Origin of the sequence: Sphingomonas sp. 2378 (genome assembly GCF_038084995.1) — a bacterium.
Lineage (GTDB): Bacteria > Pseudomonadota > Alphaproteobacteria > Sphingomonadales > Sphingomonadaceae > Sphingomonas.
This window is the reverse complement of the sequence record NZ_JAXCMJ010000018.1, coordinates 51617-75647: the sequence shown is the minus strand read 5'-3', so window position 1 is coordinate 75647 and position 24031 is coordinate 51617. Positions and strand designations below refer to the sequence as shown.

Below are 24031 nucleotides of genomic sequence, written 5' to 3'. Positions count from 1 at the left end.
GTCCCCCCGGCACCCCGAAGCCCCGCCCTCACCCGGCGGGGCTTTTCTTTTGAGGAATCCCCCCGATGAATATCAAGGCGCTCCGGGACCAGCGTGCCGAAAAGGCGCGGCAGGCCCGCAACCTTCTCGACACCAACACCGGCGACAAATGGTCGAAGGATATCGAGAACCAGGTCGACGCCATCTATGCCGATATCGACCGCATCGACGCCCAGATCGACCGCCTGGAAAAGCAGGCGAGGATCGATGGCGAGCTGGCGGCGTCCGAGGATGAAGGCACGATCGAGGCGCGCGGCGCGGCGGAGGTCCGCAACCTGTCGCCGGAGGCGCGTGAGCGGCAGCAGCGCTACAGCGCGGCCTTCCGCAACTACCTGATCCACGGCGTCGCGGCGATGACCCGCGAGGACCTGGAGATCCTGCGGACCGGCCAGCCGCAGAATGCCTCCTCGACGCAGACCGGGTCGACCGGTGGTTTCCTGGTCCCCACCGGCTTCGGTGGTGAACTGCTGGAGGCGCTGAAGGCGTTCGGCGGCATTCGTCAGGTGGCCGAGGTCATCCAGACCAGTTCGGGCGCGGCGCTGCCGTGGCCGACCGTCGACGAAACCGGCCAGATGGGCGAGATCGTCCCCGAGAACCAAGCCGCGACCAGTTCCGACCCGGCGTTCGGCACCGTGTCGATCGGCGCCTATAAATGGTCGTCGAAGATCTTCACGCTCCCGTTCGAGCTGCTGCAGGATCAGGGCCCGGGGATGAATGTCGAGGCGTTCGTGCGCCGGTCGGCCACCACCCGCATCGGCCGCGTCCAGAACCAGAAATATACTGTCGGCAGCGGCACCAACGAACCCGAGGGCATCGTGACCGGCGCGGAGGTCGGCAAGGTCGCGGCGACCGGCAAGACCAACTTCGTCGAATATGACGACATGGTCGACCTCGAACATTCGATCGATCCGGCCTACCGCGCGGCGGAGGGTGTGGGCTGGATGTTCCACGACACCACCCTGCGCAACCTCAAGAAGCTGAAGGATGCCCAGGGCCATCCGCTCTGGCTGCCGGGCCTGTCGGCGAAGGACCCCGACACCTTCCTGCGCTACCGCTACCAGATCAACCAGGACATGCCGGTTCAGGCCGCCAGCAACAAGTCGATCCTGTTCGGCGACCTGAAGAGCTTCCTGATCCGCGACGTGATGGAGGTGACGCTCTTCCGCTTCGACGACAGCGTCTACACGTCCAAGGGCCAGGTCGGCTTCCTTGCCTGGGCGCGTGGCGACGGCAAGAAGATCAGCGCGGGCAAGCCCTACAAGGCTTTCCAGCAGTCCGCGAGCTGATCGGCCCACGCCGATCGAAGGGGGTGGCCCGACCCGGCCACCCCGATTCCTTCCCCGAAGAACAGGAGAGCGGCATGGCTCGCACCCCCACCCCGAACACCGGCACCACCACGCCGACCACCGACACCACCGCCGCGCAGGGCAACGAAACCTCGACCACGCCCCAGAACAGCGGCGGCGCAACCGAGGGCGACACGCCCCCGGACGAAGGCCCGACCGAACTGGTCGAGGCCCGCGTGACGCTCGATTTCGAGGACCATGCGGTCAATGCCGTGATCGAGATCCCCGCCGGTCGCGTCGCCCAGTTGGAGCGTGAGGGTTATATCGACACCCACGCCGACGCGGTGGCCTACGCCAAGTCGCTGGCCGCCTGACCGCCATGGCGACCGAACCCGTCACGCTGGCGTCGATCAAGCAGGACCTGCGCCTCGACGCCAGCGCGACGGACGACGATGCCCGGCTGGCGCGGTTGATCACCGCCGCCCGCCGGGCCGTCGAGAGGAAGACGGGTCGCACCATGGTCGGCACCGATGCCACCATGACGGGCGATGACCTGGCGATGGGGTGTCAGGCGATCAGCCTGATCGTCGCGACCTGGTACGCGCTGCCGGAAGGCGTCAGCGTCGACGGACGCGCGGGCGCGGCGGAACTGCCGCTGGGCGTGTCGTGGATCATCGAATCGCTCAAGGACTGGGCGGTCGAATAATGGCGCTCTCGGCTGGTCGCCTTCGGGACCGCATCCGGATCGAGGAGCCCAACCTCGTGGACAATGGCAAGGGCGGTCGCGCCGCCCCGGCTGGGCAAGAGAAGTGGCGGACACTCGCCGATCGCGTCCCCGCCGAGGTGATCGCCCTGCGCGGCGACCGGGCGCTCCAGCACCTGGTCGAGCGCCAGCGGCAGCTCTGGCGGGTGACGATCCGCCCGCGCGGCGATCTGTCGATCGCCAACCGCCTGGTCTTCGGGACCATCGTGATGGCGATCAGCGCGGTCGCCCCGACCGACGACCGGGACGGCCTGGTCCTGTCGTGCGAGAGCGGGCAAGGCTGATGGCCCGCGAGCGGATCAGGGGCATCGCCCGCTTTCGCCGCCTGCTCCGCCGCCTGCCGGACGCCGTGCGCGGCGAGATCCTGGTCGAGCTGCACGTCACCGGTCGCGAGATCCTGCGCGCCGTGCAGGCCCGCGCCCCGGATCTGACCGGCCGATTGCGCGCCGGGCTCCAGTCGAAGGTGTTGCCGACCTCGCTGCGGCTCCAGATCGGCCTGATCGGCACCCCGGCGGGCCGCGCCAGGCTGTTCTACGGTCGGATACAGGATCTGGGCCGCAAGGCGCAGGTCGTCATGGTCCAGCGCCGTCGCCGCGTCACGCTGTCCCGCCGGGACGGGTCGACCTATTCCACCCTGCGCACCGACGCGCGGGGCCGCAAGGAACGCGCCGATATCGTCGCGACCTATCGCATGAAGGTGCCCGCCATGGCGCCGAAGCGCTTCGTCACGGGTCGCTATCCCGATCTGCGCGCCACGCTGAACGCCAATATGCGCGGGATCTTCAGCCGCTCGCTCGCCAGGATCGGAGCCGGGGATGAGTAACGCCAAGGCCATGGTCGAGCTGGTCGCGTATCGCGAACTGGCGGCGGCGGTCAGCGGCGCGACCGTCTATCAGGACGCACCGACCGGGGCGACGGGCGATCTGGTGATCCTGGGCGACCTGAAGAGCTTTTCGATGGGCGGCAAGGGCGCGAGCGCCGATCGCCGCGTCGAGATCAACATCGTGTCGCTCGTGACCGCCGAGGAGCGCGCGCCCCTGCTGGCGCTGCAAGGCCAGATCGAGGCCGCGCTCGATGGCCGGACCTTTACGGCGGACGGGTGGACCGTCGCCTTTGTTTTCAAGGACGACGACGCCGTGCTGAACGAGGACGGCTCCAGCTATTCCGGGATCACCGCCTTCGACGCGATCGCGCTGGCACCCTGATCCCGCCCGACAATCCGAACGCCCCCGGGCCGCGCCACGCCAGCGCGGCCCTTTTCATTTGTGGAGACCCCATCATGGCGAAAAAGCTCGGCAGCGATTACCGCCTGTTCGTGCGTGCATCCGACGGCACGTCGTTCAACCAGCCCGCCGGTCAGGGCAATCTGACCATCAACCGCTCGAAAGCCTTCAGTTCGTCCGCGACGAAGGATGCGGAGGGTGTCGACACGCAGAGCCCGGGCCTGCGCACCCTGTCGATCAAGCAGGACCTGGTGCCCGACCTGCCCGATGCGAACGGCTACACCCGGTTGGAAACCCTCGACAAGTCGAATGCGACCGAGATCATCCAGGTGCGCAAGAAGCCGTTCGCCGCCAGCGACACGGTGTTCGAATGCTCGATGTACACCGCGCTGGACAATAGCGACTATGAGCAGGGTTCCTCGGTCAAGGTCGGATTGACCTTCCAGCCCGCCGCCCAGCCGACCATCGACGCGCTGGCCTGATCGATGTCGCAGACCATCACCATCGCGGGCGCCACCATGGCGCTCGCGGCCGCCCCGGTGGATCTGGACGCGCAACTGGTCGCCGCGACCGGTTGCGACTCCCGTGAGATCGAGCGGCTCCTGTCGTCCGGCGCGGACCGTTGCGCGGCGGCGCTGGCCCCGTTCCTGGTCGAGCCGGTCGAGCATGTCGCGCTCGCCAACCTCGTCGCGGCCGACCCGTCGGCGATCGGCACCATCCGCGCGCTCTACGCCGCGCTCCCCGACCATGCGCCCGACGCCGTCGCCCGCGTCGCCGCCACCGCCCCGGAGGAAGAATGACCGACGAAACCACCCGCACGGCATCGGCCGAACGCGGCGAAACCACGCTCGTTCTGGACGGCGAGACGCTGGGCCTGCGCCCCAGCTTCGAAGCGATCGAGGAGATCGAGCTGACGCTGGATCGCGGCCTGGTCGACATCGCGCGCGACGCCATCGACCTGAAGCTGAAGCTGGGCGCGGTCGCGCAGATCGTCTGTGCGCTGGTCCGCGCCTTCGGCCGGGCCACCGGCAACAAGGGCGCGGCGGGGGCCAACCCCAAGCGCATCGGCCGCCTGATCCTGGAATCGGACGGCGGGATGCTGATCGCGCAGAAGCAACTGTCCGGCCTGCTCTCGGTCGCCGTCACCGGCGGATATGATTCCGAGGGAAATCCGAAGCCGACGACGATGACGACGACCGAAGAAGCCCCCGTCGTCGGCTGATGGGGCTGGCGGCCGCCGCGCTGTCGTGGCGGCCGCATGAATTCTGGTCCGCGACCCCGTCCGAATTCTGGGCGGCGGTCGAGGGGTATGAGCGCTTCCACGCCGTACCCGACGAATAGGGGAGGTGCCGATGGCGGACACCACCGAACGCCTGTTGTTGCAGGTCGATGCCGCGACCGAGCTGCTGCGGCGTCACCTCACCGAGGCGGAGCAGCCGCTCGACCGGTTCGAACGCCGCGCCGATCGCATGGCCGACAATGTCGACCGTTCGATCGGCCGGATGGGATCGAAGTTCGGGGCCTTCGCCAGCCTGGCCGACGATGCCGCCAAGCGCGCCCAGGCGTCGTTCGAGGGCAGCTTCAGCCAGGTGCAGCGTATCGCCGCCCAGGCGATCAAGGGGCCGACCGTCGATGGCCGCGTCAATTTGGGCGTCGACGATCTGCGGGCCCAGGCGGCCGAAGCGCAGAATCGCGCCCGGTCGTTCGAGCTGATCGTCGCGGCGGCTCAGCGCACCTCTGCGGCGGTCGGCGACACGACCCAGGCAACGCGCCTGTTCATCCAGGCGTCCAACGCATCGCGTATCGAAGCCGAACGGCAGGCGCAGACCCTGCTGGCCGAGGCGGGCGCGCTGGAGCGCGTCCAGATCGAGTTGATGCAGAGCGCGGAGGCGGCCGAGCATTTCGTCGGCCGTCACCAGCGTATCGCCGAGGCGGCGGCCGAAACCGAGCGCCTGGCCCAGGCCGAGGCCCTGGCGGCCCGCACCGCGCGCGAACTGGCGTCGCAGGCGGATGTGCTTCGCGCCGCGCTGGACCCGATGTATGTGGCGCAGAAGCGCTTCGACGAGGAACTGCACCGTGCCGAGGCGCTGTATGCGGCCGGGACGATCAGCGTTCGGGAATATCAGGCGGCGCAGGATCTGGCCCGCGCCACGCTCCAGGCCCATGCCGCCCAGGTCAGCGGCGCGACCGAACGGGAGCGCCAGCACGCCCTGGCGATCGCCGACTCGGTCCAGCAGGAGCGCCAGTTGGCGCTGGCCGTGCAGCAGGTGCGCGGCGCGCTCGACCCGATGTACGTCGCCCAGCTTCGGTTCGACCAGGAGATGGACCGCGCCGACGACCTGTTCCGGCGCGGCGCGATCACCATGCGCGAATATGCGCAGGCGCAGCAGCTCGCCCGCAACAATCTGGCCGCCCATGCCCAGATGGTCGCCGGCCCCAGCGCCCAGGCGCAGCAGTTGGCGATCGGCCAGATCAACCGCAACCGGATCGCCATGCAGGGGCTGGGCTATCAGGCCCAGGACACGTTCACCCAGCTTTCGATGAACGCCAACCTGTTCCAGGTCATCGCGATCCAGGGCGCGCAGGCTGCCGGTCAGATGACCATGATGACCGGCAAGGCGCAGGCGTTCGGCAATTTCATGCTCGGCCCATGGGGTCTGGCGATCACCGGCGGGATGCTGGTCCTGGGCGCGCTGACCAAGAACATGGACCTGTTCGGCACCAAGACCGAGGAGGCGGTCGACAAGCTCCGCAAGGATGCGGAGGAGACGCGCAATACCGATCGCGCGAAACACCAGTTCGCCGTCACCCTGGACGGGGTTCGTGCGGCCATCGACGCCCAGAACAAGGCGCTGAAGGACTCGGCCGACAGCGAGCGAGACGCGACCGAGCGCGCGAACATCGCCGCGAAGGTCGAGGCCGAACGGGCCCTGCGCATCCGCGAGACCACCGCCGCCCGCCTGGCGGACGCCGTGGCGGCGAAACAGGCGCTGGACGACAGTGAGTTTGCGAACACCGACCCGCGCGCGGCGGCTGTGGCCAAGCGCGATCGGCAATCGCAGGTCGATTTCCTCACCGGCAAGCTGAAAGAGGCGAACGACGCGCTGGCCCAGGCGCAGGTGAACCTGAACCTGACCCGCGTCGACCTGGCGGCCGAGCAGGCGCAGATCGCGATCGATCCAGTCCGCGCCGTCACCAAGCTGTACGACGACCGGATCAAGGTGCTGAAGGACCAGCAGCGCGAGGAGGCGAATCTCGGCCGCCAGATCGGCGCGGAGTCGAAGCGGCGGCTGGAGGCGCTGGAGGCCGAAAAGAGGAAGGCGATCGAGACGGCGCAGGCGCGCGTCAATGCCGAGCGCCGCTCGGGCAGCGGGAACCGCCAGTTCGGCCGCGACATCGATGAGGCGGGTGCCCGGTCGATCATCGCCTCGATCGGAGGTCGCGTCACCAGCGGCACGCGGACCCGTGCCCAGCAGGAGCGGATCTTCGCCGACGCACAGGCAGGCCGCCATGCCGGGCCGGTCGCCCGCCCCGGCACCAGCGCCCATGAACGCGGCCAGGCGCTCGACGTCGCCTATGGTCCGGGCATTTCGGTCGCCTCGATCCGAAAGGCGTTCGAGGATGCGGGCGTCCGCCTGCGCAAGATCCTGAACGAGCCCGAGCAGCGGGTCTATCATGTCGAATGGGGCACGGCCCCGCGCCGGGGCCCCTCCGCCGAGACGATGCAGCGCCGGGAGGATGCCGCAAGACGCGCGATCCTGGCCGACGACAGCGCCTTCACCCAGGACTTTCTCGGCGCCCGCAAACGCCTTCTGGATGCGACCGGGCGCAGCGCCGCCTCCGAGGAACAGCGCGAAGCCCTGCTGCGCGAGGAGATCAACGCAGAGGCGGACGCGCAGCGGACCCGCACCGGCAACCGGCTGCAATCGGGCGACCTGACCGTGGCCCAGGCCTTGCAGCTTCACGCGGTCAACGAGGCGACGCGCCAGCAGCGCCTGGCCAATGTCGACGCCGACAAGGCCCGCCGCCTGATCGAGCAGCGCTATGACAGCGTCGCCGACGCGCAGTCGTCGAGCCTGGAGGTGTTGCGCATCCAGCAGGACAGCGCCGTCACCGAGCGCGATCGCCAGCGTATCGGGCGCGAGATCCTGGAGCTGGAGCAGCAGCTGCGGCGCCAGGCGCTGGAACGTGTCGCGGCCACCTCGGACGATCCCCGGGCGGTCCAGCGTGCTAGGGACGGCCTGGCTCGACTGCCCCAGATCGAGGCAGCCGAGAATGGCCGGTTCGAGCAGCAGACCGCCGGGCCGCTCGATCAATATCGCCGGCGCGTCATGGAGGTGTCGAAGGACACCAGGACCGCGCTGGAAAGCATCGCGGTCCAGGGCTTCGGCAGGCTGGAGGACGAAGGATCGCGCGCCACCGCGCAGGCCGTCGCCGACCTGCTGGGCCTGAAGGGCGTGGCGGCCGACGTGGTCGGCAGCGTGATCCAGGATCTGGCGCGGCTGGCGATCCAGAAGGCGATCGTCGCGTCGATCGGCGGCAGCTTCTTCGGGTTCGCCGATGGCGGCCGACCGATCGACGCGCCGGGCTTTGCCGATGGCGGTTCCCCCGGCGGCTTGATCCGGGGGCCGGGCGGCGGGCGGTCGGACTCCATCCTGGCGCTTCTCGCGGGCGGCAAGGGCGCGATCCGGGTCTCGAACCGGGAATTCATCGTCAACGCGGCCGCGACCAGGGAATGGTTGCCCGAGCTGGCGGCGATCAACTCGGGCCGCTTGCGCAAGTTCGCCGATGGCGGCGCGGCCGGGCTGTCGACGCCCTCGCTGCCGTCCCTGCGCGAACCCCGCCCGAACATGGCCCGCCTGCGCAGCGGCGCGCGCGATCGGGTGGACGTGCAGGTCCGCACCCGCGTCGAGCCGTCGCCGCTGCTGATGGCGCAGGTCGAGGAGACGACGATCCGGACCGTCGCCGCCAGCGCCGACCCGATCGCCGCCCGCGCCAGCGATGCCACGATGCGCCGCCTGTCGCGGCCACGCCTGCCGGGAGCCTGGGACTGATGGCGATCATCACAATGCCCCAATCCCCGGTCGCCAGCGGCATCGAATGGGATCTGGACCAGCCCGGCCAGCGCAACGAGGCCGAATTCACCGGCAGGTCGCGCGTCACCTATCTGCCCGCCGCGCCGCGCTGGTATGCCAAGGCCAAGCTGCCGCCCATCATCGGCGAGGCCAATGTCCTGGACTGGCGGGCGTTCGTCGTCGATCTGGACGGGATCGCGAACAGCTTTCGCCTGGTCGCGTGCGAGCGTGACCAGATCACCGGCGTCTCGCCCGTCGTCGATGGCGCGGGGCAAGGCGGGCGGCAACTCATCACCCGCAATTGGGGCGCGGCCGGGCTGAAGCTGAAGCGCGGGCAGTTCGTCACGATCGACGATCAGCTTCTGATGCTGATGGCCCCGGTGGTCGCGGACGCCAACGGGTTCGCGACCATCTCCTTCAAGCCCTATATTCGCTTTTCCCCGGCGGCCGGGGCGGCGATGGAGGTGCGGCGCCCCTATGCGCTGGTCAGCTCGGTCGACACGCGCAACGGCTGGAAGGTCGGGATCGGCCAGAATTACGAGATCGCCTTCGACGTGCGCGAGGCGTTCTGATGATTCAGGACCGCCCCGATGCGACCGCCCAGGCGGCGCTCGACGCCTATGCCCGGCGACCCGTGTCTTTCGCCTTCCTCGATATCAAGGGCGAGCCGCTGCGCGTGACCAACGCGCCCTATGACTTCACCTTTTCGGGCACCGGCGACGAGGACCTGGACGGCTTCACCTTCAAGGCGCTGGATCCGCAACTGGTGTCGATCGGCCCGGTCCGCGCGAAGGAAGGCGGGTCGGACACGCTGACCCTGCGCCTGTCCGGCCTGCCGGGCGTGGACGACGAGTTGATGACCGCGCTGGGCAATCGCGCCGCCTATGTCGGGCGGGATTGCCGCCTGTGGCGGGGGATGCTCCACCCCGACAACCTGGCGCTGCTGGGCGGGGTCTGGTCCTATTTCACCGGCTATATGTCGGTCCCGCGTATCGTCGGCGATCGGCAGAGCCAGACCATCGAGCTGGACGTCGAGACCTATCTCGCCGAGTTGGCGTCCGCGACCCCCAACAGGGCGACCCGCAAGGGCTGACCCGGCAAAAGCCGACGAGGTATCCCATGTATCGCAAACCCGATTGGGAGGCGGCGCTTGCCGCCTACCTCGAACCCTTGCGCCGGGTGCCCTTCGCCTGGGGCACGCACGACTGCTGCACCTTTGCGGGCGGCGCGGTCCTGGCGATGACCGGCCTGGACCCGATGGCCGAATTCCGGGGCCGCTATTCCACCGAGCTGGGCGCGAAGCGCGCGCTGCGGCGGATCGGCCGGGGCACGCTGGACACCACGCTCGATGCGAAGTTCGAGCCCATGCCCGCCTCGCTCGCCCAGCGCGGCGACGTCGTGATGATCGGCGGGCTGCTGGCGATCTGCTGGGGCGCCTTCGCGATCGCCGTCGGGCGCGAGGACGGGCGCGAGGGCCTGATCCGCATCGATCGCCACCAATGGCATGAGCCGCGCGCCTGGCGCGTGCCCTACGGAGCCTGACGCTTGGCGAAGGCGATCAAGATCGCGGGCGCGGTGATCGTCGGCGCCGGGTTGATCCTGGCGACCGGCGGCATCGCGGCGGGCTTCACGCTGGGCGCGGCGCTGGGCGCGGGGTCGGGCGTGCTGGGCCTGTCGATCGGCGGCCTGATCCTGGCGGGCAGCACCATCGCCACGCTCGGCTCGGCGCTGGACCGCCCCAAGGTGCCGCAGGTGCAGAGCGACCGGCTCTATGCCCAGCTCAATCCCCGCGAGTTCCGAAAGACCGTGCTGGGCCAGACGGCGATGCCGGTCGACGTGCGGCACGAGGAGTGGGAGGGCACCAACCAGGAATGGTGCCGCTGGATCGTCGCCCATGCCAGCCACGCCATCGATGGCGTCGAGGAGATCTGGTTCGGGACCGAGATGGCCTGGTCGGCGACGACCGGCGTCACGGCCAGGTACCGCGGATATTTCTTCGTCGACGCGATCGTCCTGGAGGGCAGCCCGGCCAATGCGCTGGCGCTGTCCAACCAGTGGAACGGCACCCGCCACCTGACCGGCTGCGCATACAGCGCGTGGCGATTCAAGACGACCGGCAACGGCAAGAAGGCCGAAAGCCCGTTCAGCGGCGGCCCGCCGGGCCGCATCACCGTCATCGGTCGCGGGGCCAGGCTCTATGATCCGCGCCGCGACAGCACGGTCCCCGGCGGCAGCGGCCCCATGCGGGCCGACGACCCGTCGACCTGGCGCTTCGTCACCGATGACGGCGTCACCATCGGGGAGAATCTGCCGCTCCAGATCCTGCGGATGGCGCTGGGCGGTCGCATTCGCAACCCGGTCACCGGGGAGCTGCGGCTGGCGACCGGGTCGGGCGTGCCCAAGCGCCGGATCAATATGCCGAGCTTCATCGTGGCCGCCAATCTGGCGGACGAGCAGGTCAACCGTTCGGCCGGGGGCACGGAGCCGCGCTATCACGGTGCCTGTGTCCTGTCCGAGGGCGATGAACCTCGCACCTGGTACGAGATGCTCTGCGCGGCCTGCAATGCGCGGTTCCGCGATACCGGCGGCAAATTGTCGATCGACATCGCGCACAACGACTTCGCGGCGGCGGCCACCGACGAGGGCCTGACCACCGACGACGTCGTCGGCCCCCATCGCTGGGAGCCCGACGCGTCGCTGGAGGCCATTCCGAACGTCGTGCGGGGCCGATATGTCGATGCCTCGGCGCCGTCGCTTTACCAGCTGATCGACTATCCCGAGATCCGCATTCCCAGCCTGGACGGCGTCGACCGCATCCTGCCGCTCGACCTGGGCGCGGTCGAAAGCGTCAGCCAGGCGCAGCGGATCGCCAGGCAGGCCCTGCAGCGCAAGCAATATCCGCGCACCTTCACCGCGCCGTTCGATATCCGGGCGTGGAAATATCCGGTCGGTGCGCTGGTCCCGTTCACCTATGCGCCGCTCGGCTTCAACCGCGTGCTGTTCCGGGTCCGCGAGCAGGAACTGGGGCAGAACGGCCAGTGCGTGATGACGCTCAGCTACGAGCATCCGTCCTTCTATGCCTGGGACGCGGACGATCGCGCGCCGGTGATGGCGGCCGACCCGATCGTCTACGACGCCTCCAACAACCCGCTGATCCTGGCGATCGACGATGCCGCGAAGTCCGCCGACTGGAGCGGCGTCCGCGACGACGATGGCAAGCGTCCGGAGGATGGAGCGACGGTCGGCGGCACCATCGGCCGGAACATCAAGAACAAGATGGGCGAGATCATCCAGCCGGGCGATGTGCTGAATAGCGCGATCGACTTGCGCCCCGATGGGACGCTCGTCGTGTCGATCGGCGATACCATCCGCCCGCTGGGCAAGATCAACCTCATCGACCTGGGTGCGGCGAACGACATGGCGCGTCGCCAGCTGGAGACGGATCTCGCTTCGCTTTCGGCAGCGGTCGCGCAACTGGCGGCCGGTCAGGCCATCGTGCAAAACGTCTTCCGGGATGCCGGGTTGTTCACCGATCCTGCCTCAGGCGTGGCGAAGCTGTTCGCGATCGAAAGCCGGGCCGAGCAGATCAGCAAGCTGTCAGTGACATTGAATGCCGCGCTGGCGTCGATCGAGCTGAAAGCGTCGGTCAACTACGTCAACGACGCCATCCTCAAAGCGAAGCTGGGCGGCAGCGATGTCGACCTGTCATCAATTCTTGTTCGTCTGACCTCGGCGGAGGCCAATATTTTCGGCCTCCAGGGGCAGGTCCAGTTGAAAGCCGACGCCACCGTGGTTACCGGCCTGCAAGGCTCCGTCACCTCCATCAACCAGTCGCTCGACGCCTTGAAAGCGATCGTCGAAACCAAGGTCAGCAAAACCGTGGTCGACAGCATGGGCGCGCGCCTGACGCTTGCCGAGCAGACCCTGAACGCGTTCGACGGTGCCTCCCTCACGACCACGCTCACGTCCAGCCGACGTGCCATATCCGAGGGGGATATCGGCGGCGCCAATGACATTCTCGCGGCGCTGACCGCGTTCGACGCTGGTCAGTTCGCATTGGCTGCGATCGCCACGGCAAAGACCGAACTGACCGCTAAGACGGACACCAATACCAGCGCCATCGCCTCGCTATCGTTGCAACTGGGGGTGCAGATCGGGGCGGTGAACGCGAAGGTCAGCTCGGTGCAAACGGCCCAGATCGAAGGCGATCAGGCCATCGCCAACGACCTTGCGACGTACAAGGCCGCGACGAACGGCTCTCTCGCCCAGGTCAATCAGGTGCTCGTTGCACAGACCGGGATCAACAGCTCGGTCGCTGGCATGATGACGTCGCTCACCTCGACCGTGGCGGGCCATACGAACACCCTCAAGATCTACGGCGAGTCGATTGACGGGCTAAGCGGGAAATGGGGTGCCGAGTTCGATTCGAATGGGGCGGTCACCGGTTTCACCCTCAACAATGGCAGGGGGCGCACCGATGCCGTTTTCATCGTCGACAAGTTCAAGATTGCGAAGGCGGGCGCAGGCGGCGCGACGGTCGTGTTTTCGATCGCCGATGATGGTGCAGTCGAGATGCCGAACGTTCGGGTCAAGAACATCGCCGCTGGCGTGGTCAATACCGATCAGATCGTCGGCAATGCGCTTTCCACCACGGTCACCGATATCCAGTCCGTCACCGCCGTCAGCGCCGATGGTGCGCAGGCGAGCGGCACGACCTGGATTAACAGCACCGGGGGCGTGCTTCGGATCGATGTCTGCGCGCAGGTAACCCGGACCGCGAACGGTGCCCAGCCTCTCCGGCTGCAACTCTTCCGGTCGGACGGCACCGCCGTGTCGGGCCTCTATAAATCACCGTCGCAGGCCGACTCCGCCCCCGTGACCTTCTTCGCGATCGAGCGGCTCGGTGCCGGTCAGCGCGGATATTACGTCGCCTATTCGGTCGACAGCGGCAGCGGCGGCAGCCGGTACAACGTCGCCCACACGCTCGCGATCACCGAGCTCAAGCGTTAAATCAGGAGCATCATCATGGCATGGTATTGCGCCGGTACGGTCACGGTAACGAACGGCTCGGTGCTGGTCACCGGGGCAGGCACCGCATGGATCGGCAATGTGCAGGCCGGACACGCCATCAATCTGCCTGACGGGCGGGTCTATGAGGTGCGGTCCGTCGACAGCCATGTTCAGATCACCTTGGGTTCGCCCTATTTGGGAGGCACCGCCGCTGGTCAGGCCTACAGCGTCCAACCCAATCAGGGGTTCGCGCAGTCCGCCGCGACGAAGCTGACCGAGTTCCTGGCTCAGATTGGCGGGTGGGTATCCGGGGCGCTAGCCGGGCGTTTCAACGACGGCTTTCTCGCCGCGCCGGGGATCAGCTTCCTGGTGGACCAGGATACGGGCATTCGCCGCTATGCTGAAAACGGCATGGCGATGGTGACAGGCGGGACTGATCGGGCTTACTTCAATCTCAACGGCATCGCCGTCTTCGGCAATATCGACGTCCCCAGTGGCAAGGTCGTCGCCAGCGACAGCGCAGACACCTTTGCGATCGGCAGCCAGCAGATCGCACACTACGGCCTGACCTTTAAGGCGGGTGCTTTCACCGCTGCCCCCGGCGTCGTGCTCTCTGGCTATGGGGGCGTCGCCTTGGCGACCGCAGGTGGCGAGCGCGCGCGGATCGATTTCAATGGCAATTTTCTAGTCGGCACGTCGGCACCAACCAGCTACCGGGTTGCCGTAAAGGTTGCGAGTGGAGGCGCTGCTCAGGTCTGGCAGGCGAGCGATGGTCGCGAACTGGCAGCTCTATTGAACTTCGACCGTGCGCAGCAGGGCTGGGGTGGAACAGGCGCTCTGATGTATCTCGGTCGCCACAGCGATACGCAGCGCTCCTTGAACGCTGGCGGCACAATCAACGCCAGCGGAGCCGACTATGCGGAATACATGGTCAAGGCGGCGGGATGCGGAATCATCGCCAAGGGTGATGTCTGCGGTGTGGATCGCGACGGCAAGCTGACCAAGATATGGGCAGACGCGATCAGCTTCGTCGTAAAGTCGTCTGATCCGTCATTGGTCGGTGGCGACACCTGGACCGCTCACCTTCTGACGCGCCCGGAGCAGGATGAAGGCGAGGCCGACGATGCCTTCGAGTCCCGCCTGGCAGAATGGGAGGCGGCGCTTGAAGAGGCTCGCCTCCGCGTCGACCGCATCGCCTTCTGCGGTCAGGTCCCGTGCAATGTCAGCGGCGATTTCGAGGTGGGCGAATACATCGTCGCCGCGGCGAACGGCGGGGGCATCAGGGCGGTCGCGGTCAAGGCCGATGACATGACGCTGCCCCAATATATGCGCCGCATCGGCAAGGTCTGGGCGATCCGCGACGGCCGCGCCTGGATCGACGTGCAACATGGCTGACCCCCGGAATTCGTAGGAGACGACCGATGTCCGAGCCGATCAGCATCTTCGGCGCGGCCGGGGCGAAATATGGACCGACCATGGCCGGAATGGCGATCGGCACCGCCGCCAAATACGGCCTGGCGCTGTCCGAGGGGCGACGCCTGACCTGGCGTGGGGTGGTCGCGGATCTGCTGCTGCTCGGCATGCTGGGCCTGCTGGCGATCGCGATCAGCGACGCGGCCGCGCGCATCATCGGCGTCTCGGTCGGGACCGATTACCGCGTCCTGGTCGGGTCGCTGGCGGCGGTCGGCTCGGACCGCCTCGTCCGCCTGGCCCGCGACCATTTCCTCAAGCGCGTCGACGCCGAGCTGGGCCAGATCGCGGCGCGCTGATCCCCCGCCACCCACCGAAGGACCAACGACCATGAAGACGCCACCCGAACCGTGGCGCGCGGCCGCTCGCGCGCGCATCACCCGCCCGATCACCAGCATCGCGGTCCACTGCACCGCCACCCCCGCCGGGCGCGCCGTCGACGCGGCCGAGATCCGCGCCTGGCACAAGGCAAAGGGCTGGATGGATATCGGCTATCACTTCGTGGTCGGCCTGGACGGCACCATCGAGATCGGCCGCCCGAAGGCGATCGCCGGTGCGCATGTCGAGGGCCACAACGCCAGGTCGATCGGCGTCGTCTATGCGGGCGGCATCGATGCGGACGGCAAGCCCGCCGACACCCGCACCCCGGCGCAGAAGGCCGCGCTGCTCGATCTGCTGGGCGAACTGAAGCGCGCGCATGTCGCCGCGGTGATCAAGGGCCACCGCGACTATTCGCCCGATCGCAACGGCGACGGGCGGATCACCCCGAACGAATGGCTGAAAGCCTGCCCCTGTTTCGATGCGCTGACCGAATATGCGCGCGTCGGCCGCCCCGCCTGATCCCCACCGGAGGACATCATGACCGACACCAAATATTGGTGGCAGAGCCGCACGATCTGGCTTCAGATCGTGGCCGCGCTCTTCGCCATCCTTTCCGTCTTTCACATCCTGCCCACCGGCATCGACCAGGAGCAGCTGGTCGGCGCGATCATGGGGCTGGTCGCCGTGGCGACCTTGATCCTGCGGTTCCGGTCGACCCATGTCATCGCCACCGACACCCTGCCGCCCGGGGCGGGGGCAAGCGCCCGGATCGCGGCGATCGGCCTGGCGCTGGGCTTGGCGGCCTGTGCCACCCCGACCGGCGCGCCATCCTCGATGCAGCGCCTGGCGCTGATCAGCGAGCGGTTCGACCAGGCGCAAGCCTTCGCCGCACCGTTCCTGGACTTCCTGCCGCCCGATCGCGCCCGGCTAGTCCGCATCGCGGCCGAGCTGGTCCGCCAGGCGCTCGCCACAGCGCGCAGCGCGTCATCGCTCGCCGTGCGGGAAGACGCGCTGCGCACGGCCGAGCAGGCCACCGCCGAGTATCAGTTCGTCACCGGCGGTTGACGATCGGCGGTTCGGGCTGGCAATGCCGCGCCGCTGTCCTGGACTAGCCGAAAGGGGCAGCCCGCGCGCGCGGTGACACAGGCTGACCGGCTTCGCCGGGTGGCCTGCTGAATGAAAGACCCCCCCGGGGGAATAAGCAGGGCGCGGTCTCTGTGTCCCGCGCGGCTAACCACCCGGTACGCGGCCGGGTGGGGCCAGACGCAGAGGCCGCCCCACCGAAATCCGCGCCAATTCTACGTCAGGCGCTCGTTAGTCAGTCGAAGCCAAACGCAATCTTATCATAATGACAAACAAGCTTTTTGAAAGCAGTTGCATATGGCTCACCGTTAAATGCGTTCACGTTCTCAATCAAAAAGTGTCTTAAACGTTCTACGTCGACATCTTCAGCTCGCTGAAACGGTAACATCAATAGGGCGTCACGCGCATTTCCAGCAGTATTAATGATTTCATCAGTGGAAAGGCCCGTATAACTACGGTCGTAACGGTTACGATACGACGTCGTCGCCAAACTATTTCCTCGCATTTTCGTTATGATTTTCTTGGCCCCCTCAAATTTTGATTGAGAAAGCTGATCGTTATTTTCGATGCCCGCAGACTTCAAATATCGGTAGATTGGCAGGAATGTTCGACTCTGCCGAGCAATGATCGGGTAGGCGGCTTCCAACAGATTGCTAGCGTCAAATTCTGATTGCTCGCGTATACAGTCCTCGAATATGTCCTGCGCTGTTACGCCTTCATACCCTCGACGCGCCATAGCACTACTAGTTATCTTTTCCAGGCCTTTGGCAGCATTCTCTTTCTCTTGAGCTACACCAACTCCTACTACAAATTCAATGTCATCGGCTTCCGATAGGCGATCATAATCAACCACAGCGAGTTTTGTAGATTTGTCATCAGGACTCCTGACAAATTCATACATTTGCTCTTTAAAAAACCGAAGCAGACGGGCAGGAATTTTTCTTTTCCTGCCTGCCAATGCTCTGTAAACTTGACCAAAATCCGACACCGTTACGATCATCATTGTTACAGTGAAGCCATCAGCCTGTATGGTGGATTTCTGAATGGACGGTTGCTCGTCAGATTTTGTCCGCTGAACAAATATAAGATTATCTTCGAAATTCTTCACTTTGTCCTGAGACAAACACCTCGCAATAGACATGATTATATTTTGAATGTGGGGATCTGCGATCGAATACCCGAGAAAAACGATCGGATGCTCAACGAATATCGTTACTAGCTTAGCGGCCAAGTATGGGTTTTTTGCCGTGAATTGAGCGTAGTCCTCGGAAGTGAGCACGAGGCTGCTGGGTGCGGATGCCGATCCGTGAATTTTATAAATTTCACCGATACTTTGCGGATTAGAAAAAAGTAATTCTTCCTGGCCAATAAAAACCTTATAGTCCGGAAATATGTCTTCGAGCAAATGATCCCAATTCGTCGTTATAATACCATCAATTGCAATGTCCGAAAGTATGCTAATTTCTTCTTCATGACCCGCATCAATAGCAGATTTTCGTGAAAACTGATCAAGGTAGAGTCCAATTTCGAGCTTGAGGGCATCGGACTGATTTTGGACCAGGTGCCCATACTTTTCTCTGCTTGCCCGGGTGTCTTCAGATTGCCACCACCAATCATTGAAATCGCGCGCCATTAACGATGCGGCTTGCGGTAAATCGCCGTTTGCCGACGTGCTATAATAACCGAAAGGCTTAATTGTCTTACAGAATCTTTCCAGAAGACCAGACCACGTTTCCAGTCCCAAATACCGACGCGAAAAGCCTGATCCTATAAAAAGGAACGGAGCCGCAGGATGACCATCTAAAAGCTCGCTCAGGACGCTGGTCGGGTCTGTCATTCTAGTTCCCTTAAATCGGCTCGCCAGAGGGACTACCACGCTACAAAGTTCGCGCAATATCATAGCGCTTGCGGCCTAATACGCCTGCTCAAGACCCGACTTTGATCGACCACTCTCCCGGCGACAGAGCGCCGGACGATCCGCCCGGCATCCCGCCGGGCGGCCCACTTTCGCGTGCGTAGCCGACACGTTTCTCGCGAAGGACCAACCTCATTTCGACGATTCAGACCCCCGCACCGTACCTCGGGGGAAAGCGTAACCTCGCCAAGCGACTGACCGCCCGCATCGATGCGACCCCGCATCGGATCTATGTCGAGCCCTTCGTGGGCATGGGCGGGATCTTCCTCCGCCGATCGCGCCCCGCGCCGGTCGAGGTGATCAACGACATTTCGGGCGACGTGATCAATTTCTTCCGGGTTGCGCAGCGCCATCCCGCCGCCCTGGCGGCCGATCTGCGCACCCGTTTGTCCAGCCGCGACGAATTTGAGCGCCAGCGCCGGGTCGATCCGACGACCCTGACCGACATCGAGCGCGCTGGCCGGTTCCTGTATCTCCAGCGCCTGACCTTCGGCGGCAAGATCCGCAGCCGCGTCTTCGGCGTCGATAAGAGCAATTCCAGCCGCTTCGACCCCCGCAAGGTGCTGCCCAATCTCGACCGCCTGACCGAGCGCCTGGCGGGCGTGACGATCGAGCGGCTGGGCTATGCGGCGGTGATCGAGCGCTACGACGATCCGCGCGCCCTGTTCTATCTCGATCCGCCCTATTGGGATTGCGAGGACGATTACGGCACCGGCGTCTTCGAGCGCGCCGACTTCGAGCGCCTGGCCGACCAGCTCGCCACCATTCGCGGACGCTTCATCCTCTCGATCAACGCGACCGACGGCGCGCGCGCCGTCTTCTCCCGCTTCTACATCGAGGCCGTCGAGACGACCTACACGGTCGGCTCCGGCACGGGGAAGCGGGTCCGCGAACTCATCATTTCCAACTGAGGAATACGAACACAGGGCGAGGTCCTTGGGTGGGGTGGTCGGCTCGAGCGAACCGCTGACCGCCAGCCTGTCGGAGCGCTTCGGGGGGTATCGCGGGGGAATGACTGCCGCGTGTCGTCCGCCGAAACCCGCCTGATTCCGCCGATTCGTGCAGATCGGGGCGGAGGGTGTCTCCGCCCCGATTTCGGGCAGAGCTTGCCTGTCAGCTTCACCGATAGGCGTGAAAGGTTCGTTACCAAGCGGAATGGAGCCGGTTAGATCGCCCTATAACGATCAAGCCGGGGGCCTTGCGAGCTGACCAGGTCGTGTCCCGGCTCCCGCGCTCGGGGGGGTTATGGATCGTATCGTATCGGGCGTTCGCCCGAGAGCCAAGTGATCGCGCCATATAGGTCCGCGTGGCGGATATCCGTTTCGTGCTTTCGGGTATGAATACCGAGCTTGCCCAGTTCGGTCATCTCCGCGTGGATCTGATCCAGGCGCCATTGATACCAGTCGCGGACCCACTGGTGATCGAAGTGAACGACCGCATTCCTCAGCCGGTGCCGATGCTGATCGAGCTTGCGGGGCTCGAACACCACAACCCGCACTTCCTTCTTACCCGCACGCTCCAGCAGTGACGACAGACGGCGCTGTTCACGCACCGATACGGTGACGATGATTTCGCCGGGGAGCGCGCGCTCGATCATTCGGGAGGTGCGCCCCGATCGCCGCCCGTGACTGACGCATATGCGGAACGCCGTCTCCAAAGCGGCCCCGATCCCATCATCCATCCCCGCTTCCTTCCAAGGGAACGACATATGCTATCTAACGCTGCTCTCAAGAGCGCGCGGCCGAAGCCGCGCGCCTATAAATTGTGGGACGCGCAGGGCCTGCACCTGTTCGTCGCTCCCACCGGGCTTCGCGCCTGGCGCGTCCGGATCAGGGCCGATCGCCGCGAGGCGGTCATTTCACTGGGCACCTGGCCCGACGTGTCGCTCGACGACGCGCGCGAGGCGGCGATTCTGGCGCGCGGCATGATCGTCCAGGGCTCGACGCCGAAGGCCGTATCCGCAAAGCTGGCCGAGCGCCTGGCCCAGTCGGCGATCAGCTTCGAGCAGCTGGCCCGCGATTGGCACGCACATCGCCGCGATCGCTGGACCGCTGTCCACGCGGCCGACGTCCTGACCAGCCTCGAGCGCCACGTCTTCCCGGCGATCGGCGAGGATCTGGCGACGGCCATCACGACGCCGCAGCTGCTGCGCCTGCTCGGCCAGATCGCGCGGACCGGCGCGGCCGAGACGGCGCGGCGGATCGCGCAGCGCCTCTCGGCGATCTACAAGTTCGCGCGCGCCCGGAGTATCGTCGATGCCAATCCCGCCGAGGGCCTGGTCGCCGAGCTGGCGACCGGCGCGCCCGTTCGGCGCCAGCCCGCGCTGCAGGACCTGGGCGAGGCGCGGGCGCTCCTCGATGCCGCCGATCGCGCGCGCGTCGCCCCGGCGATCCGGCTCGCCTCGCGATTCCTGGCGCTGACCGCCGTCCGCCTCGCGGCGGTGCGGGGCGCGCGGTGGGACGAGATCGAGGGCGTCGACTGGTCGACCGACGCGCCCGCGCCCGCCGCGCTGTGGCGGATACCGGCGGCGCGGATGAAAATGGCGCGCGCGAAGAAGGCGGACGCGGCCAATGACCACCTCGTGCCCTTGTCGGCGGCGGCGGTGGCGGTGCTTCGCCAGGCACGGGCGCTGGGCGTTGCGGATCTGGTCTTTCATCGCGGCGGTCGCCCGATCGGCGAGGGCGCGATCGGCGCGCTCTATGATCGCTGCGGTTTCGGCGGGCGGCATGTGCCGCACGGTTGGCGCGCCACTTTCGCGACGGCGCTGAACGAGCGGTATCCGGACGACCGCTTCGCCATCGATCGCACCCTCGGCCATGCCCAGGGCGGTCCGGTCGAGGCCGCGTACAACCGGTCGCAGCATCTCCCCCGTCGTCGGTGGCTGTTCGATCGGTGGGCGGAGATCCTGCTCGATACGCCCGCGCCGGGCGATCGGCCGGAATGAGGATGGCACGGTTCGTGCCGTCCCCCCTCGATAGCCCACGGGCGGCACAGCCGCCCGGTCCCGACGGTCGCCTCTTGGCGGTCGGGTGCTTGGGGTAGGCCGCTCAGACCTGGGGGGGGGACCTGACAAACTGCGCATGGACCCGCCCAAAGCGGGTCCATTCCTTTTCATCTAACCCCTTGAGCCGGATACTGACCGTTAGGTGTACTCGCGCTTTCGACCCGCGCGCCGAGGCGCGCCAAGGCGTCTCGCAGGGCCGGGGTGGACGGGGCCTGGGGTGGCGGCGGGGGCGACGGAGGCGGTGACTGCATCCGGGCGGCGTCGGCGGCGCGGCGCTGCTGGCGACGGTTCAGGAGATAGCGGAAGCGCTGGCGGACGTTCCGGGGCAGGGCGGCGATGTCGAAGAAATAGGCGTTGGTGACCTGGACGCGCTGGGGTGCGAACTCGCCTTTCCGGTCGGTCTTTTGGGATCGGCGAACCCAGCGCAGGAAATTGTGCTCCTTCAGCCGGGCGAGCGCCCTGATAACGGTCGTGCGGGAGAACCGGGCGATCCGCGCCATCGTGTCGATCGCCGGCTCCAGTCGCCCCGTCTTGAAGCAGATCGGCACCCCCCGGACGCCGAGCAGAATTTCGAGGATGCGAATCGCGGTCCAGCCGAGCGGACGAACCCCCCGATCGCCGCGGTGATGATCGTCATATTCGCGGGCCGTCTGAAGTAGCGAATCGCGCCAGTCCATCGCCCCGGCGACCGTGCCGTCGCCGATCGGACGCCAGACATTCGCGCGCCTGTCGTCGACGTCATAGCTGTCGCGGCGAACCGTGCGGTCGTCGCCTCGCCGCTTTCCGCTCAATTTTGCAGTGAACGCCTTGGTCAGTTGGTGCGCTTCCCGCGCGGCCACGAACGTCATTTCGGCTTCCCCAAACCGAAGTAGTCAGGATGCACGAAAGCGCCGGCTGAATCGCAGTTTTCAGCCGTGCGCGCGTGCAGGATGAGGGCGGTTCCGCAGGGCAGAATCGCTGATCGAGGCCGCTCCCGGCGGTCCTCTGATCCTATGATGGGGGAGGGGCGGGCCGCGGATCGCGGCCCGTCGCGTCAAACCTTAATGGTTCTGGAAAGTCTGCCCAGGTGGTTGCGCTCCTTCGCTACCACCCGGTGTATTTTCTCAACATTTTAAGCATGTCACGCTCTCCGCGCGTGTCGTGGCTTTCCGTCCGTGAATGGGCTCACCCATATTCTGGCGCGTGGATCACCGATGGGGATGCCCTGGCGACTCCCGTCCTGTCATGGTGCGCCGGTCGTTCCCGAGATCGTCCTTGTCGCTCCGAAGACTTGACCCGAAGCGGATCAAGTTTCCGCGATATGTCGCCCACTTTAGCGGGTTCCGTCGGCACGTGGCTTGCACGTCCGCGCCCTTCGCATGGTCGGCAAATCGGATGATTTGGCCGACCAAATCGGTTCGGAAACCAACCTGCCGCAATGAGCCTTAAGATAAATGTGCTATTCCGATATTTTACGGTCGTGCCGTTGAGTGCGGCGTGGAATCTTGATCCAGATTGGTATATCGCGCCGACCTAGACGGATGGCATGTAAGGTTACGAATCGACATGCATTTTAACCGCTCCTTCGCATCTGAAGGATAGGAAATCCCAAAGATTTCAGAGGGGCTTTGGTTCTTACGCCGTGAACGCTGCAGTCTACGCCCTGATAGCCAATAGCTGCATGGCAGCGCTCTTCGTCATGACCTATGGCGTGGTGGCGGTGTCCTATCCGCGCCAGCGGGCGGCGGCGTGGTTCATGGGCAGCTACTTTCTGGGGTTCCTGACCCCGGTCTGCGAGTTGATGATCCGCTTCACCGATCATGTCCCGATCTTTTCGCTGCTGGGCTATGCGGTGTTCCTGGGCGGCATCCTGATGATGTCGGTGGGGGTGCAGGCTTTTGCCGGACGACGCCCTGCTTGGCGATTCGCGCTGCTGGTCTGGATCGTCGGGATCGCGCTGCGGCTGGCGATCTGGGGCGGCGGGCGCGGCACCATGCCCTATGAGCTGCTGTTCCAGCTGCCCTTCGCCATCGCGTCGTTCCTGGTGCTGCTGGCGGTGCGACGGATCGGGCAGAAGGGGCCGATCCGTGGTCTGCTGATGGGCATTTTCGGCATCATCTGCGGCCATTTTCTGGCAAAGCCGTTCCTCGCCATATCGCTGGGCTCGGGCGCTTCGGCCAAGGTCTATGCCAACAGTGTCTACGCCGTGGCGTCGCAGGTTTCGACCGGCGTGCTGCTGGTCGCGGCGGGGCTGTGCCTGATGCTGCTGGTCATCCAAAAGGCCCTGGAGGAGAGCATCCTCGATGCCGAGACCGATCCGCTGACCAAATTGACCAACCGGCGTGGATTGAACCGGATCGCGCCCCGCCTGATGGCCGAGGCGGAGCGGGACGGGCGGGGCCTGTATGTGCTGGTGCTCGACCTCGATCACTTCAAGCGGATCAACGACGACTATGGCCATGCGACCGGCGACGCGGTGCTGGTCGCCTTTGCCCGCCTGCTGGAGACGCTGGCGACGCGCGATGTCCTGACCGTGCGCATGGGGGGCGAGGAGTTCGCGCTGCTGGTTCCCGATGGGGAAAGCGCGCCGGACGCGATCGACAACCGCGCGACCCGATTGGGGCGGTCGATCCGCGTCGCGCTGGAGTCGTTCATGGACCCGGGCATGCCGCGCCTGACGGTCAGCGGCGGGGTCGTCCGCTATATCAAGGGGGAGGCGCTGGACGGGCTGGTCGCGCGCGCCGATCAACTGGCCTATCGCGCCAAGCGGGCCGGGCGCGACCGTATTCTGCACGACCGCAGCGATGTCGTGCCCGAGCGCAACATCGTCTGGCCCGAAACCGCGCGCCTCGTCGCGGGATAG

At 66.1% G+C, this 24031-nt stretch carries 25 protein-coding genes; 22 read left to right on the top strand and 3 right to left on the bottom strand.

Annotated features, from left to right (window positions below):
* Positions 1-65 precede the first annotated feature (65 nt).
* The 19 genes from SM191_RS10925 (at position 66) to SM191_RS10835 (ending at position 16252) form a co-directional block, all read left to right on the top strand.
* Positions 66-1325: a phage major capsid protein gene (locus SM191_RS10925; protein ID WP_341506223.1), complete on the top strand. Its 1260-nt coding sequence runs from the start codon at positions 66-68 to the stop codon at positions 1323-1325.
* 74 nt (positions 1326-1399) lie between these two features.
* Positions 1400-1699 carry a hypothetical protein gene (locus SM191_RS10920; RefSeq protein ID WP_341506222.1) on the top strand — a complete coding sequence of 100 codons (300 nt, stop codon included), beginning with the start codon at positions 1400-1402 and terminating at the stop codon, positions 1697-1699.
* Between the two features lie 5 nt (positions 1700-1704).
* Positions 1705-2031: a head-tail connector protein gene (locus SM191_RS10915; RefSeq protein WP_341506221.1), complete on the top strand. Its 327-nt coding sequence runs from the start codon at positions 1705-1707 to the stop codon at positions 2029-2031.
* The gene (locus SM191_RS10910; protein ID WP_341506220.1) at positions 2031-2372 is read left to right on the top strand and encodes a head-tail adaptor protein; all 342 of its coding nucleotides are present in this window, start codon (positions 2031-2033) and stop codon (positions 2370-2372) included. Before SM191_RS10915 ends, SM191_RS10910 begins: the two co-directional genes overlap by 1 nt.
* A complete protein-coding gene (locus SM191_RS10905) occupies positions 2372-2911 on the top strand; it encodes a hypothetical protein (protein ID WP_341506219.1) in 540 nt (179 codons plus the stop codon). The genes SM191_RS10910 and SM191_RS10905 overlap by 1 nt, the downstream gene beginning before the upstream one ends.
* Entirely contained in the window at positions 2904-3293 is a 390-nt protein-coding gene (locus SM191_RS10900) for a hypothetical protein (protein ID WP_341506218.1), read from the top strand. The genes SM191_RS10905 and SM191_RS10900 overlap by 8 nt, the downstream gene beginning before the upstream one ends.
* 74 nt (positions 3294-3367) lie before the next feature.
* On the top strand, positions 3368-3793 hold the full coding sequence (locus SM191_RS10895; protein ID WP_341506217.1) for a phage tail tube protein: 426 nt from the start codon (positions 3368-3370) through the stop codon (positions 3791-3793).
* A gap of 3 nt (positions 3794-3796) precedes the next feature.
* Positions 3797-4111 carry a hypothetical protein gene (locus tag SM191_RS10890; RefSeq protein ID WP_341506216.1) on the top strand — a complete coding sequence of 105 codons (315 nt, stop codon included), beginning with the start codon at positions 3797-3799 and terminating at the stop codon, positions 4109-4111.
* Complete coding sequence (locus SM191_RS10885; protein WP_341506215.1) at positions 4108-4533, top strand: GTA-gp10 family protein; 426 nt, start codon at positions 4108-4110, stop codon at positions 4531-4533. Before SM191_RS10890 ends, SM191_RS10885 begins: the two co-directional genes overlap by 4 nt.
* The gene (locus SM191_RS10880; RefSeq protein WP_341506214.1) at positions 4533-4652 is read left to right on the top strand and encodes a phage tail assembly chaperone; all 120 of its coding nucleotides are present in this window, start codon (positions 4533-4535) and stop codon (positions 4650-4652) included. Before SM191_RS10885 ends, SM191_RS10880 begins: the two co-directional genes overlap by 1 nt.
* Before the next feature lie 11 nt (positions 4653-4663).
* Positions 4664-8365, top strand: coding sequence for a hypothetical protein (locus SM191_RS10875; protein ID WP_341506213.1), 3702 nt, complete (start codon positions 4664-4666; stop codon positions 8363-8365).
* A complete protein-coding gene (locus tag SM191_RS10870) occupies positions 8365-8958 on the top strand; it encodes a hypothetical protein (protein ID WP_341506212.1) in 594 nt (197 codons plus the stop codon). The genes SM191_RS10875 and SM191_RS10870 overlap by 1 nt, the downstream gene beginning before the upstream one ends.
* Positions 8958-9479: a hypothetical protein gene (locus SM191_RS10865; RefSeq protein ID WP_341506211.1), complete on the top strand. Its 522-nt coding sequence runs from the start codon at positions 8958-8960 to the stop codon at positions 9477-9479. The genes SM191_RS10870 and SM191_RS10865 overlap by 1 nt, the downstream gene beginning before the upstream one ends.
* Positions 9480-9505: 26 nt before the next feature.
* Positions 9506-9928, top strand: a complete 423-nt coding sequence (locus SM191_RS10860) for a DUF6950 family protein (RefSeq protein WP_341506210.1) — start codon at positions 9506-9508, stop codon at positions 9926-9928.
* Positions 9929-9931: 3 nt separating this feature from the next.
* Entirely contained in the window at positions 9932-13396 is a 3465-nt protein-coding gene (locus tag SM191_RS10855; RefSeq protein ID WP_341506209.1) for a hypothetical protein, read from the top strand.
* A 15-nt stretch (positions 13397-13411) separates the two neighbouring features.
* Positions 13412-14791 carry a hypothetical protein gene (locus SM191_RS10850; protein WP_341506208.1) on the top strand — a complete coding sequence of 460 codons (1380 nt, stop codon included), beginning with the start codon at positions 13412-13414 and terminating at the stop codon, positions 14789-14791.
* 26 nt (positions 14792-14817) lie between these two features.
* Entirely contained in the window at positions 14818-15165 is a 348-nt protein-coding gene (locus SM191_RS10845; protein WP_341506207.1) for a hypothetical protein, read from the top strand.
* 31 nt (positions 15166-15196) lie between these two features.
* A complete protein-coding gene (locus SM191_RS10840) occupies positions 15197-15706 on the top strand; it encodes an N-acetylmuramoyl-L-alanine amidase (protein WP_341506206.1) in 510 nt (169 codons plus the stop codon).
* Between the two features lie 18 nt (positions 15707-15724).
* Entirely contained in the window at positions 15725-16252 is a 528-nt protein-coding gene (locus SM191_RS10835; protein WP_341506205.1) for a hypothetical protein, read from the top strand.
* Positions 16253-16505: 253 nt separating this feature from the next.
* On the opposite strand, the gene SM191_RS10830 is transcribed toward SM191_RS10835, so the two are convergent.
* Positions 16506-18107, bottom strand: a complete 1602-nt coding sequence (locus tag SM191_RS10830) for an SIR2 family protein (RefSeq protein WP_341506204.1) — start codon at positions 18105-18107, stop codon at positions 16506-16508.
* Positions 18108-18319: 212 nt separating this feature from the next.
* Between SM191_RS10830 and SM191_RS10825 the strand changes: the two genes are divergently transcribed.
* On the top strand, positions 18320-19096 hold the full coding sequence (locus SM191_RS10825; protein ID WP_341506229.1) for a DNA adenine methylase: 777 nt from the start codon (positions 18320-18322) through the stop codon (positions 19094-19096).
* Between the two features lie 332 nt (positions 19097-19428).
* Here the strand turns inward: SM191_RS10825 and SM191_RS10820 are convergent, their stop codons facing one another.
* Positions 19429-19782, bottom strand: a complete 354-nt coding sequence (locus SM191_RS10820) for a hypothetical protein (protein WP_341506203.1) — start codon at positions 19780-19782, stop codon at positions 19429-19431.
* Positions 19783-19893: 111 nt separating this feature from the next.
* Between SM191_RS10820 and SM191_RS10815 the strand changes: the two genes are divergently transcribed.
* On the top strand, positions 19894-21129 hold the full coding sequence (locus SM191_RS10815; RefSeq protein ID WP_341506202.1) for a tyrosine-type recombinase/integrase: 1236 nt from the start codon (positions 19894-19896) through the stop codon (positions 21127-21129).
* Positions 21130-21296: 167 nt separating this feature from the next.
* Here SM191_RS10815 and SM191_RS10810 read toward each other — a convergent pair whose 3' ends face one another.
* Positions 21297-22037 (bottom strand): hypothetical protein, encoded by a 741-nt coding sequence (locus SM191_RS10810; protein WP_341506201.1) that lies wholly within the window; start codon positions 22035-22037, stop codon positions 21297-21299.
* 812 nt (positions 22038-22849) lie between these two features.
* Here SM191_RS10810 and SM191_RS10805 point away from each other — a divergent pair.
* Positions 22850-24031: a GGDEF domain-containing protein gene (locus SM191_RS10805; protein WP_341506200.1), complete on the top strand. Its 1182-nt coding sequence runs from the start codon at positions 22850-22852 to the stop codon at positions 24029-24031.